A 17,427-nucleotide genomic window follows, 5' to 3' on the forward strand; every position below is an offset into this window, starting at 1 on the left:
CACTTAGTGGGTGGGCGGAACCGTACGGGCAAAGCTTTCCCGCTCGAACAGGGTTTCTGCCAGTTTAACCAGCGCCGGGCGATTGACGCACCAGTTGGGCAACACGCGGCGAAAATTGAGATAGCCCAGGGTGCAGCCGGTGGCGATATCGGCGAGGTTGAGCGTGCCGCTGTTGAGCAACTCGCCCTGCGCGGCGGCGGTTTCCAGCGCGTCGAGGCCGCGGGCGATTTTCTCGCGATTACGCAGCAGCACCTCTTCCGATTGCCGATCGCCAGGACGCATCTGTTCGCGCACGATCATCACCGCCGCATCATTGATGCCGTCGGCCAGCTTCTCCAGCTGGCGGATCTGCAGGGCGCGCAGTGCGTCGTCGGGCAGCAGGGCGGGCGCATCGCCACGCAGCTCAATCACCTGAGCAATAATCGAGGAGTCGAACCAGGTCAGCTGCTGGTCATCAATGAACGCCGGCACTTTGCCCAGCGGATTGTATTGCGGAACGTGGCTGTCGGGCTCCCACGGAGAGTGGTTGACGAATTCAAACACCAGGCCCTTTTCCAGCAGGATCACTGAGATTTTGCGTACAAACGGGCTGGTATAGCTGCCAATCAGTTTCATCAGATGTCTCCGTTGCGATAAATGCCAGGCTCCACATTGTAGCGGCGCGATTTATCGCGCAGGGTTTGATGGTGCAAAACCGCGCGATAAATCGCGCCGCTACAAATCGCAGAATGATTAAATTTACTGCATCAATCCCCGGGAAACATAAACGGATTCAGGCTGCTGCGCGCGAATCCTTCCTGCTCCATGCGGGCATCCAGCACCAGCGAGGCGAGATCGTCGGCCACCGGTTCCAGCGCCGGATCTTTCTCCTGGTATAGCATCTTCAGGTAGGTACCGCAGTCGCCGCAGCTTTCGGCTTTCACGGCGGCCTGCTCGCTGTCCAGCGACCAGTAGTGCAGATCGCGCGTCTGCTCGCAGTTTGAGCACTTGCTGCGCACCACGTACCACTCGCTTTCGCACAGGTTGCAGTGTAGATAGCGCAGGCCCTGCTGGCCAACGTCCATGTGCACCACGCTGGCGACCGGCACGCTGGCGCACACCGGGCAGAACTGACGATGCTCGCCATATTCGGCCCGCGCTTTGCCGGGGATCATTGACGCCATCTGCGCCCAGTAAATCGACAGCGCCGCCCAGATGAACGGGGCTTTATCACTGCTGACCTGGGCGAATTCGCCCTCCAGCAGCGCGCTGGCAAGGGTTTCCAGCTCGGTGGACGAGGCCTTCTCCAGATTCTCCAGCACCGCCAGCGCCTGGCCGCTCATCTCTGGCTTCAGCTCGGCGATCAGCGAATGCAGCAGCCGTTGCCAGTGCACATCGCGCGGATAAGTGTGGATATCCAGCGGCGGTTTGCCCTGCTGCGCGCTCTCTGCCAGCCGCTGATGCAGATCGATCTGCAGCGGATGGTCATACAGCACGATTTCCTGGGCCTGTGCGATCACTGCGGCAAATCGCAGATAGTCGCCCAGCGGATTTTTCGCCGCCAGATCACGCAATCGCGCCGCACGGCGGCTGTAGAGATTTTTCAGCCGGGGGAAAAGTAACGGCGGAACTTGCTCCGCCGTGTTCTTTTCGCTCTTCTCCAGCTGCTCCTGCGGGATGATGCGAATACTCATCAGGGACGTTTTTCCTGTTGTGTTTGGCGTTGGCGCTGCTCGCGATACCAGCGTGGATGATGTTTCTTCGCCCACGCGGCCGGGACCCAGCCCTCAACCATGGCGGTAATGGTGCCTTTCACCCACAGGGCGGCATAAATATGCACCATAATCGTCATGATCAGTGCCACAGCTGAGACCGAATGCACCACCAGCGCGGCGCGAATCAGCGGAATGGTGAAGTACCCGGCGAACCAGGGGCGCCAGATAACAATTCCGCTCACCAGCAGCAAGACTAAGCTGATGATAGCAGCCCAGAACACACACTTCTGCCCGAAGTTGTATTTGCCGGTATCGCCCACCTCTTCGTTACGCACGATTTTGCGGATATTTTTCGCCCATACCAGATCTTCGCGCTGGATAAGATTGTGCTTCCAGTAGCGTAAAAACATGATAATAAAGGCAGCAAACATCACCACGCCGACGAACGGGTGCAGGATACGCGCCAGCTGCGGCGTGCCGAGCACGTGCATCAGCCAGTTAAACGACGGGAAAAAGAAACCCAGTCCGCTGAGTGCGGCAAACACAAAACAGAACGCGACAATCCAGTGATTGATGCGTTCCGGCGCGCTGTAGCGCACCAGACGATCGCGCTTTTTCATCATTCGCGCTCCTCTTTTTCATGCAGCTTCTCATCGTCATCCTCTTCCACCCGGTTCGGACCGACCCCGATGTAGTGGAACGCCGCGGCGGCGAAGGTGGCGGCAAAGCCGATGGCGGCCAGCGGTTTCCAGACGCCTTTCCAGAAGGTGACCGCCGGGCTGATGCTCGGGTTAGCCGGCAGGCCATGATACAGCTGCGGTTTGTCGGCGTGGTGCAGCACGTACATGACGTGGGTACCGCCAACGCCAGCCGGATCGTACAGCCCGGCGTTAGCGTAGCCGCGCGTGTTCAGTTCGGCGACGCGATCGGCGGCCAGCTGCTGCATATCGCTTTTGCTGCCGAAATGAATCGCCCCGGTCGGACAGGTTTTCACGCACGCCGGTTCCTGACCAACATTAACGCGATCGACGCACAGCGTGCATTTATACACGCGGTTGTCGTCTTTATTCAGCCGCGGCACGTCAAACGGACAGCCGGCGATGCAGTAGCCGCAGCCAATACACTGCTCTGACTGAAAATCGACGATCCCGTTGGCGTACTGAATAATCGCGCCTTCCGACGGACAGGCTTTCAGGCAGCCGGGATCGGCACAGTGCATGCAGCCATCTTTGCGGATCAGCCACTCCAGCTTGCCGTGCTCCTCGACTTCCGAGAAACGCATCACCGTCCAGGATTTGGCGGTCAAATCCGCCGGGTTGTCATACACCCCGACGTTATGACCGACCTCGTCGCGGATGTCGTTCCACTCTGAACACGCCACCTGACACGCCTTACAGCCGATGCAGGTGGTAACGTCGATCAGTTTCGCCACTTCCTGCTGATGGTCACGCGCCTGCGGGGCAGGCGTGAAACCATTGGTGGCGGAGCGGCGGATAATGTCTTGCGATTGATAAGCCATCTTCGTTCTCCGTTACACCTTCTCGACGTTAACCAGGAACGCCTTAAACTCTGGCGTTTGCGTGTTGGCGTCACCGACAAACGGCGTCAGGGTATTGGCGATAAAGCCTTTTTTCGCCACGCCCTGATAGCCCCAGTGAATCGGGATGCCAATGGTATCGACAGTTTTGCCATCGACGTTGAGCGGACGCAGGCGCTTGGTGACCACCGCTTTGGCTTTGATATAGCCCCGGTTAGAACTCACCTTCACCGTATCGCCCTGAGCGATGCCGAGCTTGTTCGCCAGCTTCTCACCAATTTCCACAAACTGTTCCGGCTGCGCGATGGCGTTAAGCAACGCGTGTTTGGTCCAGTAGTGGAAATGCTCGGTCAGACGGTACGTGGTGCCGACATAGGGGAACTGCTCCGCTTTGCCCATCGCCGCCAGATCGTCTTTGAACACGCGTGCGGCCGGATTCGAGACCACGTTAGGGTGCAGCGGGTTAGTGCCAAGCGGCGTTTCAAACGGCTCGTAGTGCTCCGGGAACGGTCCTTCCGCCATTTTGTCGATGGCGAACAGGCGACCCATGCCTTCCGGCTGCATGATAAACGGCCCGACATTGCTGCCCGGCGCGGCCGTGCTGTAGTCCGGAATATCCATGCCGCCCCATTTGCTGCCATCCCATTTGAGGATCTGACGTTTCGGATCCCACGGATTGCCCTGCGGGTCGGCGGAGGCGCGGTTATACAGGATGCGGCGGTTCAGCGGCCACGCCCAGCTCCAGTTCAGCGTATTGCCCAGCCCGCTCGGATCGGTGTTATCGCGGCGCGCCATCTGGTTACCGTCCGGCGTCCAGCTGCCGGCGAAAATCCAGCAGCCGCTGCTGGTGCTGCCATCATCTTTCAGATGGGCAAAGGTGCTGAGCTGCTGGCCTTTTTTCACCAGCAGCGTGCCTTTGTCATCGTAGATATCCGCCAGCGCCTTGCCGTTGCTCTCCATCGCCACCTCTTCCGAGGCCGGATTGTCGGGCGTCAGGTAGTTCCAGGTCATGTTCAGAACCGGTTCTGGCTGCGCGCCACCTTCGCGTGCGTACATCTCACGCAGGCGCAGATAGATACCGGAGAGAATTTCGCCGTCGTTGAGCGCTTCGCCCGGCGCATCCTGACCTTTCCAGTGCCACTGCAGCCAGCGGCCGGAGTTAACAATGGAGCCGTTCTCCTCGGCAAAGCAGGTCGACGGCAGACGGAACACTTCGGTCTGAATCTTCGCCGGATCAACATCGTTAAACTCGCCGTGGTTTTGCCAGAAGGTCGAGGTTTCGGTGTTGAGCGGGTCGATAGTGACAAGGAACTTCAGCTTCGACAGCGAATCGATCACTTTGCGCTTGTTCGGGAACGACGCCACCGGGTTAAAGCCCTGGCACAGATAGCCGTTAACCTTGCCCTGCGACATCATCTCGAAGTACTGCAGCACGTCGTAGCCTTTGTCCCACTTCGGCAGCCAGTCAAAGCCCCAGTTGTTCTCCGCCTGCGCTTTGTCGCCAAAGAAGGCTTTCATCATGCTGACGAAGAATTTCGGGTAGTTGCCCCAGTAATTCACCTGGCCCGGCAGCGTTGGCTTCGGCGTGTTCGCCGCCAGATAGCTGGTGAGATCGGTCTGTTTTTCTGACGGCAGCGTCATGTAGCCCGGCAGGCTCTGCGACAGCAGGCCGAGGTCGGTCAGGCCCTGAATATTGGAGTGTCCGCGCAGCGCATTGACGCCGCCGCCGGCCATCCCCATATTGCCCAGCAGCAGCTGGATCATCGCCATGGTGCGGATGTTCTGCGCCCCGACCGAGTGCTGTGTCCAGCCCAGCGCATACAGGAACGAGGTGGTGCGGTCGCGCGCGCTGGTTTCGCCAATCAGCTCACAGACGTGCAGGAAATCCGCCTTTGGCGTGCCGCAGATGCGTTCGACCATTTCCGGCGTATAGCGGCTGACGTGCTGCTTCAGCAGATTCCACACGCAGCGCGGATGGCTCAGGCTGTCATCGCGTTTAGCAAAGCCGTCGTCACCCAGCTCGTAGTTCCAGCTGGTTTTGTCATATTTGCGGTTGGCTTCGTCGTAGCCGCTGAACAGGCCGTCATCAAAATGATAATCCTCCCGCACGATCAGGCTGGCGTTAGTGTACGCCTGCACATATTCATGCTGGATTTTGTCATTCTGCATCAGCCACAGCAGCACGCCCGACAGGAAGGCAATGTCGGTACCGGAGCGGATCGGCGTGTAAAAATCTGCCACCGATGCCGTACGCGTAAAGCGCGGATCGATAACAATCAGTTTGGCTTTGTTGTGAATTTTGGCTTCCATCGCCCAGCGGAAACCGACCGGATGCGCCTCAGCAGCGTTTCCGCCCATCACCACAACCAGATTGGCATTACGGATGTCGACCCAGTGGTTGGTCATCGCACCGCGACCAAATGTTGGAGCAAGACTTGCTACCGTTGGTCCGTGTCAGACGCGTGCCTGGTTGTCGACCGCCAGCATACCGAGCGATCGGGTAAATTTTTGCGTTAAGTAGCCGGTTTCATTGCTGGAGGCCGAAGCGCACAGCATGCCGGTAGAGAGCCAGCGGTTCACCGTCACGCCAGCGGCGTTTTGCGCGATAAAGTTGGCGTCGCGGTCGGCTTTCATCAGCTTCGCGATGCGCGTAAAGGCATCATCCCAGCTGATGCGCTGCCATTTGTCAGAGCCTGGCGCACGGTATTCCGGATATTTCAGACGGCTGTCGCTGTGGACAAAATCAAGCAGGCCCGCGCCTTTCGGGCAGAGCGCGCCGCGACTCACCGGATGGTCCGGATCCCCTTCGATGTGAAAAATGGTCTCTTTGGCGTTCTTTGCGCCATCGCCGAGGCTGTACATTAACAGGCCACAGCCGACTGAGCAGTAAGTACAGGTATTACGGGTTTCGCGGGCACGCAGCAACTTGTACTGCCGTGTTTCCGCCAGCGCGGCTTCGGGCGTAAAGCCGAGCAGGGCTGCCGTGGTTCCTGCCATACCGCCAGCGCAGATCTTGAAGAATTTTCTTCGGCTGACGTTCATGGATAATCCTTGAGTCGACATTGCTGTAATAATTTTTTTGCGCTGGATGGAGCCGGGGTTCAGAATGGCTCCACGCAGGATTGCGTCAAAAGCGACCTGATATTACCACTACTTTAATGTGGTTGTTATGCGAGACGAGAGAAGTGAAAGCGAAACAGCAAAAAAGTAACCAGAATGTGAATGAGATCGCAGGACTGAGCCAGACCATAGTATGGCAGCGCCACGCGATTACCGAAGCGGAAAGCGACTGGCTGGCGCAGGAAGTGCCGGTGGCGCTGGTCTATAACGGCATTTCACATGTGGTGATGATGGCGACGCCGGATAATCTGGCGGCTTTTGCGCTCGGTTTTTCGCTCTCGGAAGGCATTATTGAGCAACCCGGCGAAATCTATGGCATGGATGTGGTGCCGGGCTGCAACGGTATTGAAGTGCAGATCGAACTCTCCAGCCGGCGCTTTATGGCGCTCAAGGCGCAGCGCCGCGCCATGGCGGGCCGCACCGGTTGCGGCGTATGCGGGGTAGAGCAGCTGGATCAAATCGGCAAGCCGGTGCAGCCGCTGCCGTTTACGCAGACCTTCGATCTGGCCTGCCTTGATAACGGCCTGGCACAGCTGCGCGATTTCCAGCCCATCGGCAATCTGACCGGCTGCACGCACGCCGCTGCATGGATGTCGCCGCAGGGCGAACTGCAGGGCGGCTGCGAAGACGTGGGTCGCCACGTGGCGCTGGATAAACTGCTGGGCCAGCGCAGTCAGCAGCACTGGCAGCAGGGCGCGGTGCTGGTTTCCAGCCGTGCCAGCTATGAGATGGTGCAAAAATCTGCCATGTGCGGCGTAGAGATCCTGTTTGCCGTCTCGGCCGCCACCCAGCTGGCTGTCGACGTCGCCGAACGCTGCAACCTGACGCTGGTCGGTTTTTCTAAGCCGGGACGCGCCACAGTGTACAGCCATCCGCAGCGTCTGATTAACGGTTGATGAGCGATACATGCCGCGAATCTCACCGTTCGCGGCGTGCGGCGTACAGGGAGATGTCAGGCAATCTTTTATTACGCTACGCTTTTTCTGGTTAGTCTGCTAAATAATATGCATGCAATAGTTTTTAATGTGACATTCTTTTCGATAGGAATGCAGAAGTTGATGCGCTATCATTAACGTCTCAATCAATAATAATATATCCACTATGGCTTTCATAAAAAAGCTGCGGCAGCTGAATCGCAGGCGTAATTATTTAAAGAAAGAGATTAAATATTCTCTTGATCTTTATTTTGCAGCAAGAAAATGGAAAAAATCGCCTGATAATAAGCAAGATAAACAGGATATTAAATCTATTCTGCTGGTTCGCAATGAAGGTAAAATAGGCGATGCGATTGTTTCGACCTGTTTTCTGAAGAGCCTTTTTGCTGCGGGATACCGTGTGGATATTCTTGCAGTCAAAGAAAATGAAAGCCTGTTCAGGCATAATCCGTATATTAACAACGTGTATCTCTCGGAAAGTTTGAGCGATTGTCAGCGTTGCGATAAATATGACACCGCCATCGGGAATGATGTTGTTAGAATCCTGCGAGAAAATGCTTACGACTTATTGATCGATACGGCTATCTGGCAAACGGCGCTGTATATGCCCAAAATGATTGCTGACATCAATCCTAAGCTGACGCTGGGCTTTAACAAGCCTGGCTGGCTTAAGCCGTACGATATCAACATTCAGTTCGATCACATTAATCATCACGTTAAAAATATTTATCGTGCGGTTCTGGACTATCTCAAGGTTGAGACGGTTGATGGATTGAATTATGAAATATTCTATCCCGAGCGAATCGATGCCGACATTAACCAGTCCGGCATGTTTTCCGCTGATGCGCATAATATTTTAATCAATATTTATGCCAGCCATGCCGATCGTGATCTCTCTGAACAGCAGCTGAGTGAGTTGATCGGGGCGATTGTCAGGCACGATGCGGCCACCAATATCGTGGTACTCGATCACAAAGGCGCGCTGGATCAGGCAGCGCTGCATCCCGCAAAGGTGTATCGCGTTCCCTCGCTGTACCACGCTTTCGCTGCGGTTAAGAAAAGTGATTGCGTGATCACACCCGATACCGCGGTGGTGCATATCTCAGCGGCATACAATAAAGCACTGGTGGGCATCTATCAGGACTCATTAAAAAATAATCAGCTGTGGTCGCCCGGTTACAGTAACGGCCATCAGATATTTTCCGATGCGTTTATTTTTAAAAATGACGGACGGCTGGTTGAGAAAATAAGCCAAAAAATCCAGACGCTGATCCAGTCATAATTGATGATGTCACCGTGCGGTCAGTACGGTGACAATGCATTGTGCCGTCTACTGCCAGCCCCTTTACACTACCTGCACCGTTAACGCCTGCTGTAATGCGCTGAGCGCGCCAGGCTTTGCCGCGCCGCCGTCGCAAATCAACAGATCGATATCGCCAATCGGCGCGTACTGGGTTCGGCTGATCACGCCGAGTTTGCTGTGATCCGCCAGCAGCAGGGTGCGGCTGGCCTGCTGTACCATGGCGCGCGCGATAGCGGCTTCATGTGGGTGGAAGCTGCTGGCACCGTTTCGCGCATCAATACCCACCGGTGACAGCAACGCCACGTCGGCGCGATAACGATAAATTTCCCCTACCGTCATTTCTCCCCGCGTCTGCTGCGCGCCGGCCATCATCATGCCGCCCAGCAGCAGCACCTGATTATTCAGCGTTTCATGCTCTTCGGCCGCGCTCAGCGCCAGTGCCGCCTGCAGACTGTTGGTGATGATGGTCAGGCCGGACATGGTGCGCAGCGCTTCAGCCAGCAGCGTGGTGGTGGTGCCGGCATCGAGAAACAGCGTCTGGCCGGGTTGCAGATGCTGGACGGCGGCGGCGGCAATCGCGCGTTTTTCTTTTGCCTGCGCGTTGCGCCGTACCTGCAGCGGTGGCTCCGGCGGGCTCTCCAGCGCCACCAGACCGCCGTGCACGCGGCGCGCCAGACCCTGCGCCTCCAGCGAAATAATGTCGCGCCGCGCCGTTTCCCGCGAAATGCCCAGCTCTTTGATAATGCGTTCGGTGCTGAGCTGATGTTGCGTGCTTAACAGCGCGCGGATGCGATGTAACCGGGTTTCCTGCAGCATGACGTTTCCCTGTGGCAGAGTGAAGCTGGGCCTAAGCTTACCTGAGTGTCATCATGGCGTCATGTGTATTTGGTTGTATTTGTGTATTTGGTTGCATTTTTCGCTGAAGCGGGCATGATGTTCACAGACAACATGCTGCATGCACCCCTTTCACCTTCGCAACGGGAGTTCCCATGGCTACACGTTCCACCATCATGGATACCAACAGTTTTCGCGCTGAGCACGCCGACGCGCTGGATACGGCCACCCGCACTCTGACGGATAAGCGCAGTAAAGTGCTGGGCGAATCGTATCGTCTGTTTTATCGCAAGCCGGTGCATCTGGTTCGCGGCGAAGGGCAGTATTTGTGGGATGCGGCGGGTAACAAATATCTGGATGTGTATAACAATGTGGCGAGTATCGGCCACTGTCATCCGGCGGTGATTGAGGCGGTGAATCAGCAGATGAAGATGCTGAACACCCACACGCGTTATCTGCACGAGCGCATTCTCGACTACAGCGAAGCGTTACTGGCGACCACGCCGGATGCCATCGATCGCGCCATGTATATGTGTACCGGTTCGGAAGCCAACGACCTGGCGATCCGCGTGGCGCGCGCCTGGAGCGGCGGTACCGGCATTATTGTCTCGCAGGAGGCGTACCACGGCACCAGCGATTTAACCTCCGGCGCATCGCCGGCGCTCGGCAGCGGTCAGCCGCTGGCAGCGACCACTCGCCTGGTGCCACCGCCGGATGCTTATCGTGTCGATGCGCCCGACCTCGGTGCATGGTTCGCCGACCAGATTCAGCAGCAGATTGATGATATGAAGGCGCACGGCATTAAATTCGCCGGTTTCCTCGCCGACTCGATCTTCTCCTCCGACGGCGTGTTGCCTAATCCGCGCGGATTCCTGCAACAAGCGGTGGATGTGGTGCATGCTAACGGCGGCATTTTTATCGCCGATGAAGTGCAGCCTGGCTTTGCCCGCACCGGCGATGCCTTCTGGGGCTTTGCCCGTCACGGCGTGGTGCCGGATGTGGTCACCACCGGTAAGCCGATGGGCAACGGCATTCCGGTCTCCGGCCTGCTGGCGAAGGGCGACGTGCTGGCGGCGTTCAGCGATGAGATCCCTTACTTCAATACTTTCGGCGGTAACCCGGTGGCGATGGCGGCTGCGCAGGCGGTGCTGACGGTGATTCAGGAAGAGGGGCTGCAGGAGCACAGCCGTGTGGTCGGCGCGCAGCTGCTGGCGGAGCTGCACAAGCTGATGGATCGCCATGACTGCATTGGTGATGTGCGCGGTGCCGGGCTGTTTATCGGGTTTGAACTGGTGCAGGATCGCGCCAGCAAGACGCCGGATAAAGCGCTGGCACTGGATTTAATCGAGAAGCTGCGCGATCACCATGTACTGACGTCAGTGGCCGGGCCGTACGGCAACGTGCTGAAACTGCGTCCGCCGCTGGCGTTCCAGAGCGGTGATATCGACTGGCTGGTGGGAGCGCTGGATAAGTCGCTGACCGAGCTGGGGCGTTAATTAGCGAGATATCCAGGTCGCCATGAATGGCGACCCTTCAGCATAATGTGCCAGACGCGCGTGAATGCGTATCTGGCATATATTGAAAGGACATCACGCTGCTGCAGTTTCCTGGGCAAAAATCTGCTCCATCTTCTGCCACGCCTGCGCCACATCATCGTCAAGATTGAACAGGCCGGAGGTGCCGACAATAAATACGTCGACGCCAGAGGCGGCAATCTGCTTAAAGGTGCGCGCATTGCACGACCCATCAATTTCGGTCAGATAGTGATAACCGTGCGTTTCCCGCATGGCGATCAGCTGGCGAATTTTGTTCAGCGTTTCCGGAATGAATTTCTGTCCGGCGAAGCCAGGATCGACCGACATCACCGTGACTTTATCCAGCAGATGCGCATATTCACGAATGCTCTCCGCCGGCGTCGCCGGGTTGAGCACCACGCCGCAGCGACGGCCAGCCTCTTTGATTTGCGTCAGCAGACGGAAAATTTTGTTATTCGCGGTTTCCGGATGGAAACTGATAATATCCGCGCCGGCGTCAATGCACATCGGAATAATATCTTCCGGGTGATTCACCATTAAATGCACATCGATAGGCACATCGGTAATTTTACGCAGGTTCTCAATAAAGAACGGCGACAGCGTAATATTCTTCACGTAGCTGCCATCCATGATATCGACATGATAGAACGAGGCGCTGGCGTTCATCGCTTCAATCTGCTCGCGGAAGCGGGTCAAATCCATGCACATCAGGGACGGTGAAAAGCGGGCGTTCATGATTTATTTCCTCATTACGCAAACAGCGCCCGCAGGCGCTGTTTGTGACATCAATGGAAGAACGAAATAATATGGCCGAGCACAATGCCAACGATACCGAAGTCCGCATCGCCAAAGGTGGTGGAGGCAAAGCCGAGGTCGCCCATCAGCGGCAGCAGAATCGCCGGCAGGAAGGAGATTAACAGGCCCTGCACAAAGGAACCGATGATGGCACCGCGCCGTCCGCCGGTGATGTTGCCGTACACGCCAGCGGTCGCGCCGCAGAAGAAGTGCGGCACCAGGCCCGGCACAATCACGCTCAGACCAAACAGCGGGCACAGGAACATGCTGATCAGACCGGCGGCGAAGCTGCACAGGAAGCCGATGATCACGGCGTTCGGCGCAAACGGGAAGACCGTCGGGCAATCCAGCGCTGGCTTCGCGTTTGGCACCAGCTTATCGGCGATGCCTTTAAACGCCGGGACGATCTCCGCAATCACCATGCGCACACCGGCAAGAATGATGTAAACCCCGGCAGCAAAGGTGATCGACTGAATAATGGCGAAGACGATGAAGTTCTGGCCACCGCTCACCTGGCTTTCGGTAAACTCTTTACCGGCGACCAGTACCAGCGCGACAAACAGAATCATCATGGTCAGCGAAATCGCCACGGATGAGTCGCGCAGGAAGTTGAGGGTTTTCGGTACTTTCAGCTCTTCAATTGACGGGCTGCCTTTGCCCACTGCTTTGCCGACCAGCGCCGACAGCAGGTAGCCGGTAGAGCCAAAGTGGCCGAGCGCCAGATCGTCCGAGTTGGTGATTTTACGGGTGAACGGCTGCAGAATCGCCGGACTGACCACCATCATGGTGCCGAGGATTAGCGAGCCAATCAGCACCAGCCAGAAGCCGTGCACGCCGCCCACCGACAGGATCACCGCCAGCATGGCCGACATATACAGCGTGTGGTGCCCGGTCAGGAAGATGTATTTCAGCGGCGTGATGCGCGCCAGCACAATATTCACCAGCATACCGAACACCATGATCATCGCGGTTTCGGTACCGTAGTTTTTCTGTGCCAGCGCGGCCATCGCATCGGTATTGGGCACCACGCCCTGAATATTAAACGAATGCTCGAACAGCTGACTGAAGATGGTCAGGGTGGCCGCAATTAAGTTGGCCCCGGCGATAAGAATAACAAAACCCATGATGGTTTTTAGCGTACCGGAAATCACATCGGATACCGGTTTCTTTTGCAGTAATAAACCAAACAGGGAAAAAAGGCCGACAAGTATAGCGGGTGTTCCAAGAACATCCTTAATTATAAACTGCAGCATACATTACTCCGTGTGAGTAAATTTCGTCGGATCATTTACAGGTTGTCGGCGAGAATTTCTTTAATTCTGGCGTTATCCAGTAAATTGCTCAGGCCAAATACCTGTGCGCTGTGGCTTGACAGCTGGTCAGCAATATCTTTGGCGCTGATAATGATGTCGGCCTGCTCAGATTTGGCGGAGGTTAAATCGGTATGACCCACTTCGGCCTCTTTACCCAGTTCCTTAATAATTTTCTTCACGTTCATTTCAACAATGAAACTGCTGCCTAAACCGTTTCCACACACAATCAGTACTTTTTTCATTTTGATGTTTCTCTGGTGATTAATCTTTAATGACAGCTTCAATCGCTGGCAGGGTCGATGCCGACAGCAATTGCTGCAGGCGGGATTCATCGCTGAACAGGCCAGCCAGCGCGGTGATCATCTGAATATGATCGTCGCCAGACAGGGCGCACAGCATAATAACGACAAACACCGGGTCGTTTTCATCGGCGGCAAAATTCACGCCCTGTTTCACGTGCAGCAGCGACAGGCCGTTCTTACGGGCACCCTGTTCAGGACGCGCATGCGGCATCGCCAGCCCCGGCGCCAGCACATAATAAGGCCCCAGCTCAGCGTGCGAGGTAAAGATCGCATCAAGGTAGGCGGGCGTGATTGCTCCCTCCGCCAGCAGCGGCTCGGCGGATAAGCGTACCGCTTCCTGCCAGTCGCTAACGGTGTCTACCACACGGATATGTTGCGGGGTCAGCCATTGAGTGAGCATCAGTAATTCCTGGTTATTCGTCGATGCGGTGCACTGTAGGTGATTTTATCGCCTGGGTTCTGTGATGTTGCTCGCAAAAGTTAGCGCTAACACGAATGATGTTAAAAAGTGTGTTAGCGATAACATTTTTGCGCGCGCGGTTTGTCACGCTGAGGCGGGGGTGACATGCTCAGGCCAGCGAAAATCACGCAGCCAATGAGACATGCCCGATTCTGTGGTTTTTAACATGGCACCAATTTGCTTTTGGTTTTAAGCTGCGTGCGGATAAATCGAGCGCTACCCGGAACCAGCAGGGTAGAGACAGGAGAACGCATGACAGAAAAACGACGGCGCAGTACCGGCAAAAGCACGCTGGCCGATGTTGCCCGTTTGGTCGGTGTCAGCGCCATGACTGCGTCGCGCGCCTTGCGTATGCCGGAGAAAGTGTCGCCCGAAATTCGTGCAAGGATCGACGCAGCCGTCGCGGAACTGGCCTATGTGCCCAACGTGCAGGCGCGCAATCTGGCGTCGGCCTCGTCGCGGCTGATCACCATGGTGGTGCCCTCTTTTGCTACGCCGGGCAGCGCGATTGTGTCAGAGGCGCTGCAGGAAGTGCTGCGGCCGCAGGGCTATAACATGATGCTGGCCGAAGCCAATCACTCGGCGGCGGAAGAGAGCGAGCTGATTGAGATGCTGCTCTCATATAATCCGGCTGCGATGGTGCACTTCAACTTTGATAATGCTGCCGAGGCGCAGCGTCTGCTGAGCAACTCCGGCCTGCCGGTGATGGACATCGGCGGCGTGCATCAGGATTCCGCCGGCATCAGCATTGGCGTGGACTACGCCAAAGCGATTCGTCAGCTGGTAAACAGCCTGGTTGAGCGCGGCTATCGTCATCCCGGCCTGCTGTGTACGCAAACGCACAGCACCATTTTCCGCCAGCTGCTCAACGGCTGGCACAGCGGGATGCTGGCGCTGAATCTGGCGCCGCATCGCGTGGTGACCTCACCGAAAATGCCCACCTTTGCCGCCGGCCACAGCCTGCTGGCAGAGATCCGCCTCACCTGGCCGGAACTGGATGTGCTGATCTGTACCAGCGATGAAGTGGCGTGCGGCGCCATCATGGCCTGTCACGCGGCGGGCATTTCGGTGCCCAGCCAGCTGGCGATTGCCAGCATCGGTGGCGGTCCGCTGGCGGCAGTGTGTTCGCCGCCGCTGACCAGCATTGTGCTGCCGTACGAGGAGATGGGGCGCATGGCCGGTAAACGCCTGCTGGCGGCGCTCGACGGCGACGAGCCGCCTGCCATCAACGAGCTGCCGGTGCAGCTCAAGCTGCGCGCCAGTACCCACAAGGTGTAGCCGTGTGTGCGCACCTTTTGCCAGATTGATCAAATCCTTATCATTACTAAGGCATTGATAACCCTTTTCCGGATCATGATTTTAACTATAATGATCCGACTGCTTATGCGGCACACCAGCAAGGTTGTGCTGCCAAACACTAAATGGAGAGGAAGAACATGAGTTATTCACTGCCATCCCTGCCGTACGCCTACGACGCACTGGAACCGCACTTCGACAAGCAGACGATGGAAATCCATCACACTAAACACCACCAGACCTACGTTAACAACGCCAACGCGGCGCTGGAAGGTACCGAATTCGCTGACCTGCCGGTTGATGAACTGATCACCAAACTGGATCAGCTGCCAGCAGACAAAAAAGGCCCACTGCGTAATAACGCCGGCGGCCACGCTAACCACAGCCTGTTCTGGAAAGGCCTGAAAACCGGTACCACGCTGCAGGGCGACCTGAAAGCGGCAATCGAAAAAGATTTCGGTAGCGTTGAGAAATTCCAGGAAGAGTTCGAGAAAGCGGCCGCGACCCGTTTTGGCTCTGGCTGGGCGTGGCTGGTGAAAAAAGGCGACAAACTGGCGGTCGTTTCAACCGCTAACCAGGACAACCCGCTGATGGGCGAAGCGATCGCTGGCGTGTCGGGTTTCCCAATCATTGGTCTGGATGTGTGGGAGCACGCTTACTATCTGAAGTATCAGAACAAGCGCCCTGACTACATCAAAGCGTTCTGGAACGTGGTGAACTGGGACGAAGCGGCTGCCCGTTTCGCCTCGGCAAAATAAGTTCTGGCTGACGCCCGATGAATAACCGGTGCCTGCGTGCACCGGTTTTTTTATCGCTATTCTAAACCGCAGCTCAACAAACACCACGTCATGATGACGCAAAAATGGTTATTAACGCGCCGTTGATAATTTGGGGCATACAGTAGCTTTCAGTTATCTCGCGACGTAAAAAATAATCATGTCTATTATTACACATTCTGAGCCGGACTCCGTTTCGTCGGCAGCGCTGTTTATGCCATTAGTCAGTGGAAAGCTGCGGCCAAATAAGCTGTGGAATAGCCAGCAATTTCGCCTGAAATTTGCCTTAAGGTCAGCGGTATTTCCCCTGACCACCTTTAATTATCTTCATCAGCTGGCAAAACTCTCTTTTTTGCCGCAGCTGTTAACCAGCCAGGGCTTACTGCCGGCCAAGCCGCATCGTCCCTATCTGCGCGCCGGTTTCAGCGTGGCGCAGCGTGCGCAGGCGATTCTCGATCATTATCAGCTGGTGGACCGGCTGGAGAATAATCAGCTGCGTCAGTTGCTGCTAAGCCCGAGCGGAAATCTGCTTGCCCGTTTCAGCGGCAAAAACGAAGAGCAATTTGCGCTTTATTGCTGCTCCGGCCATTACGACCGGGAAGGGGAAATTACGCTGCTGCTGAATTATCAGGATATTACCCTGGCCTCGCTGTCATTCTCTATTATTCAGGAACAGCAGCAGCGCACGCTATTAATTGGGGGCTTGCAGGGGCCGCGGAAACATATTTCCAGTGACGTTATTCGCGATGCCACCAAAGCCGCGCACGGCGTATTTCCTAAGCGTCTGCTGATGGAAGCGGTATTTATTCTGGCGGCACAGTGCGGCGTACAGGCCATTACCGCGGTCGGCGATACCACCCATGTTTTCCGCAGCCTGCGCTACCGTCACAGTAAAGGCGATAAATTCTTTGCCAGCTATAGCGAGTTCTGGCTGTCACTGGGCGGGGAAATGCGTCGCGATGAGCTGTTTACGCTGCCGCTGAGCATGGCACGTAAAGATCTGGAAGAGATTGCCAGCAAGAAGCGCGCGGAGTATCGCCGCCGCTATGCCTTGCTGGATACGCTGGCGCAGCAGGTGCTGCAGGCCGCCGGGGCAGAACGCGACGTGGCCCACGCCGCGTAACGGTGATCAGAACGGCTGCTTTGCGTAGCCGGTCATCACCTTCAGCCCCATCTCACGCCCCAGCGCGGTCATCGGGTGTACCACCACCAGGCCGCGCACGCTTTTCTTCAGCGCGCCCATGTTGGCCTGCTCTTTTTTGGTGATCTCGCGGCTGAACGGCAGCTTTTGCAGCTGCTGCGCTTCTTTGCTCAGCTTCTCTTCGCGCACGTTGCGCAGACGCTCAATCTCCTGCACCAGTGTCTCTTTCTCTTTCAGCAGCGCGCCAAGTTTTTCGGCATCGCCCGCTTCCAGCAGCTGCGGTTCTTTGCGATTCAGCGCGTCGAGCTGGTCGCTGAGACGTTTAATCTCGGCTTTTTCTTGTTCTTTCATTGGGAAAACTCATTAAGGAAAACAGGCAAAGGATA

The 17,427-nt window shown here is 56.5% G+C and carries 17 protein-coding genes; 6 read left to right on the plus strand and 11 right to left on the minus strand.

Features of this window, described 5'->3' with window-relative positions:
• Window positions 1-3 precede the first annotated feature (3 nt).
• The 5 genes from MXF20_RS20330 to fdnG all read right to left on the minus strand — a co-directional run bounded on the left by MXF20_RS20330 (window position 4) and on the right by fdnG (window position 6,273).
• Window positions 4-615, minus strand: a complete 612-nt coding sequence (locus tag MXF20_RS20330; protein WP_021506859.1) for a glutathione S-transferase — start codon at window positions 613-615, stop codon at window positions 4-6.
• 131 nt (window positions 616-746) lie between these two features.
• The gene (fdhE, locus tag MXF20_RS20335) at window positions 747-1,673 is read right to left on the minus strand and encodes a formate dehydrogenase accessory protein FdhE (protein WP_264441852.1); all 927 of its coding nucleotides are present in this window, start codon (window positions 1,671-1,673) and stop codon (window positions 747-749) included.
• Window positions 1,673-2,314: a formate dehydrogenase cytochrome b556 subunit gene (fdoI, locus tag MXF20_RS20340; protein WP_136546271.1), complete on the minus strand. Its 642-nt coding sequence runs from the start codon at window positions 2,312-2,314 to the stop codon at window positions 1,673-1,675. Before fdoI ends, fdhE begins: the two co-directional genes overlap by 1 nt.
• Window positions 2,314-3,213: a formate dehydrogenase subunit beta gene (gene fdxH / locus MXF20_RS20345; RefSeq protein ID WP_325971132.1), complete on the minus strand. Its 900-nt coding sequence runs from the start codon at window positions 3,211-3,213 to the stop codon at window positions 2,314-2,316. The genes fdoI and fdxH overlap by 1 nt, the downstream gene beginning before the upstream one ends.
• A 12-nt stretch (window positions 3,214-3,225) precedes the next feature.
• On the minus strand, window positions 3,226-6,273 hold the full coding sequence (gene fdnG / locus MXF20_RS20350) for a formate dehydrogenase-N subunit alpha (RefSeq protein WP_325971134.1): 3,048 nt from the start codon (window positions 6,271-6,273) through the stop codon (window positions 3,226-3,228).
• 143 nt (window positions 6,274-6,416) lie between these two features.
• On the opposite strand from fdnG, the gene fdhD reads away from it, so the two are divergent.
• Together fdhD and MXF20_RS20360 are read left to right on the plus strand one after the other, a co-directional pair.
• A complete protein-coding gene (fdhD, locus tag MXF20_RS20355; protein WP_325971135.1) occupies window positions 6,417-7,247 on the plus strand; it encodes a formate dehydrogenase accessory sulfurtransferase FdhD in 831 nt (276 codons plus the stop codon).
• 205 nt (window positions 7,248-7,452) lie between these two features.
• A complete protein-coding gene (locus MXF20_RS20360; RefSeq protein ID WP_325971136.1) occupies window positions 7,453-8,568 on the plus strand; it encodes a glycosyltransferase family 9 protein in 1,116 nt (371 codons plus the stop codon).
• Window positions 8,569-8,631: 63 nt separating this feature from the next.
• Here MXF20_RS20360 and MXF20_RS20365 read toward each other — a convergent pair whose 3' ends face one another.
• The gene (locus MXF20_RS20365) at window positions 8,632-9,405 is read right to left on the minus strand and encodes a DeoR/GlpR family DNA-binding transcription regulator (RefSeq protein ID WP_325971138.1); all 774 of its coding nucleotides are present in this window, start codon (window positions 9,403-9,405) and stop codon (window positions 8,632-8,634) included.
• A gap of 173 nt (window positions 9,406-9,578) precedes the next feature.
• Between MXF20_RS20365 and MXF20_RS20370 the strand changes: the two genes are divergently transcribed.
• Window positions 9,579-10,919 (plus strand): aspartate aminotransferase family protein, encoded by a 1,341-nt coding sequence (locus MXF20_RS20370; RefSeq protein ID WP_325971139.1) that lies wholly within the window; start codon window positions 9,579-9,581, stop codon window positions 10,917-10,919.
• A 93-nt stretch (window positions 10,920-11,012) separates the two neighbouring features.
• Here the strand turns inward: MXF20_RS20370 and alsE are convergent, their stop codons facing one another.
• Genes alsE through MXF20_RS20390 form a run of 4 tightly spaced genes read right to left on the minus strand, consistent with a single transcriptional unit; the run spans window position 11,013 to window position 13,768 of the window.
• Complete coding sequence (alsE, locus tag MXF20_RS20375) at window positions 11,013-11,693, minus strand: D-allulose 6-phosphate 3-epimerase (RefSeq protein ID WP_325971140.1); 681 nt, start codon at window positions 11,691-11,693, stop codon at window positions 11,013-11,015.
• Window positions 11,694-11,743: 50 nt separating this feature from the next.
• The gene (locus MXF20_RS20380) at window positions 11,744-13,006 is read right to left on the minus strand and encodes a PTS ascorbate transporter subunit IIC (RefSeq protein ID WP_325971141.1); all 1,263 of its coding nucleotides are present in this window, start codon (window positions 13,004-13,006) and stop codon (window positions 11,744-11,746) included.
• Window positions 13,007-13,041: 35 nt separating this feature from the next.
• Window positions 13,042-13,308, minus strand: a complete 267-nt coding sequence (locus tag MXF20_RS20385) for a PTS sugar transporter subunit IIB (protein ID WP_021313417.1) — start codon at window positions 13,306-13,308, stop codon at window positions 13,042-13,044.
• 19 nt (window positions 13,309-13,327) lie between these two features.
• Window positions 13,328-13,768, minus strand: coding sequence for a PTS sugar transporter subunit IIA (locus MXF20_RS20390; RefSeq protein WP_325971142.1), 441 nt, complete (start codon window positions 13,766-13,768; stop codon window positions 13,328-13,330).
• Window positions 13,769-14,080: 312 nt separating this feature from the next.
• Between MXF20_RS20390 and MXF20_RS20395 the strand changes: the two genes are divergently transcribed.
• From MXF20_RS20395 to MXF20_RS20405, 3 genes are all read left to right on the plus strand, one after another.
• A complete protein-coding gene (locus MXF20_RS20395; RefSeq protein WP_325971144.1) occupies window positions 14,081-15,106 on the plus strand; it encodes a LacI family DNA-binding transcriptional regulator in 1,026 nt (341 codons plus the stop codon).
• A 158-nt stretch (window positions 15,107-15,264) separates the two neighbouring features.
• Window positions 15,265-15,882 (plus strand): superoxide dismutase [Mn], encoded by a 618-nt coding sequence (sodA, locus tag MXF20_RS20400; RefSeq protein ID WP_325971146.1) that lies wholly within the window; start codon window positions 15,265-15,267, stop codon window positions 15,880-15,882.
• A gap of 178 nt (window positions 15,883-16,060) precedes the next feature.
• Entirely contained in the window at window positions 16,061-17,023 is a 963-nt protein-coding gene (locus tag MXF20_RS20405) for a VirK/YbjX family protein (protein ID WP_325971147.1), read from the plus strand.
• 6 nt (window positions 17,024-17,029) lie between these two features.
• On the opposite strand, the gene MXF20_RS20410 is transcribed toward MXF20_RS20405, so the two are convergent.
• Window positions 17,030-17,392 (minus strand): YibL family ribosome-associated protein, encoded by a 363-nt coding sequence (locus MXF20_RS20410; protein ID WP_325971148.1) that lies wholly within the window; start codon window positions 17,390-17,392, stop codon window positions 17,030-17,032.
• Window positions 17,393-17,427 lie beyond the last annotated feature (35 nt).

The organism is Pantoea dispersa (assembly GCF_035783935.1).
Taxonomy (GTDB): domain Bacteria; phylum Pseudomonadota; class Gammaproteobacteria; order Enterobacterales; family Enterobacteriaceae; genus Pantoea; species Pantoea dispersa_C.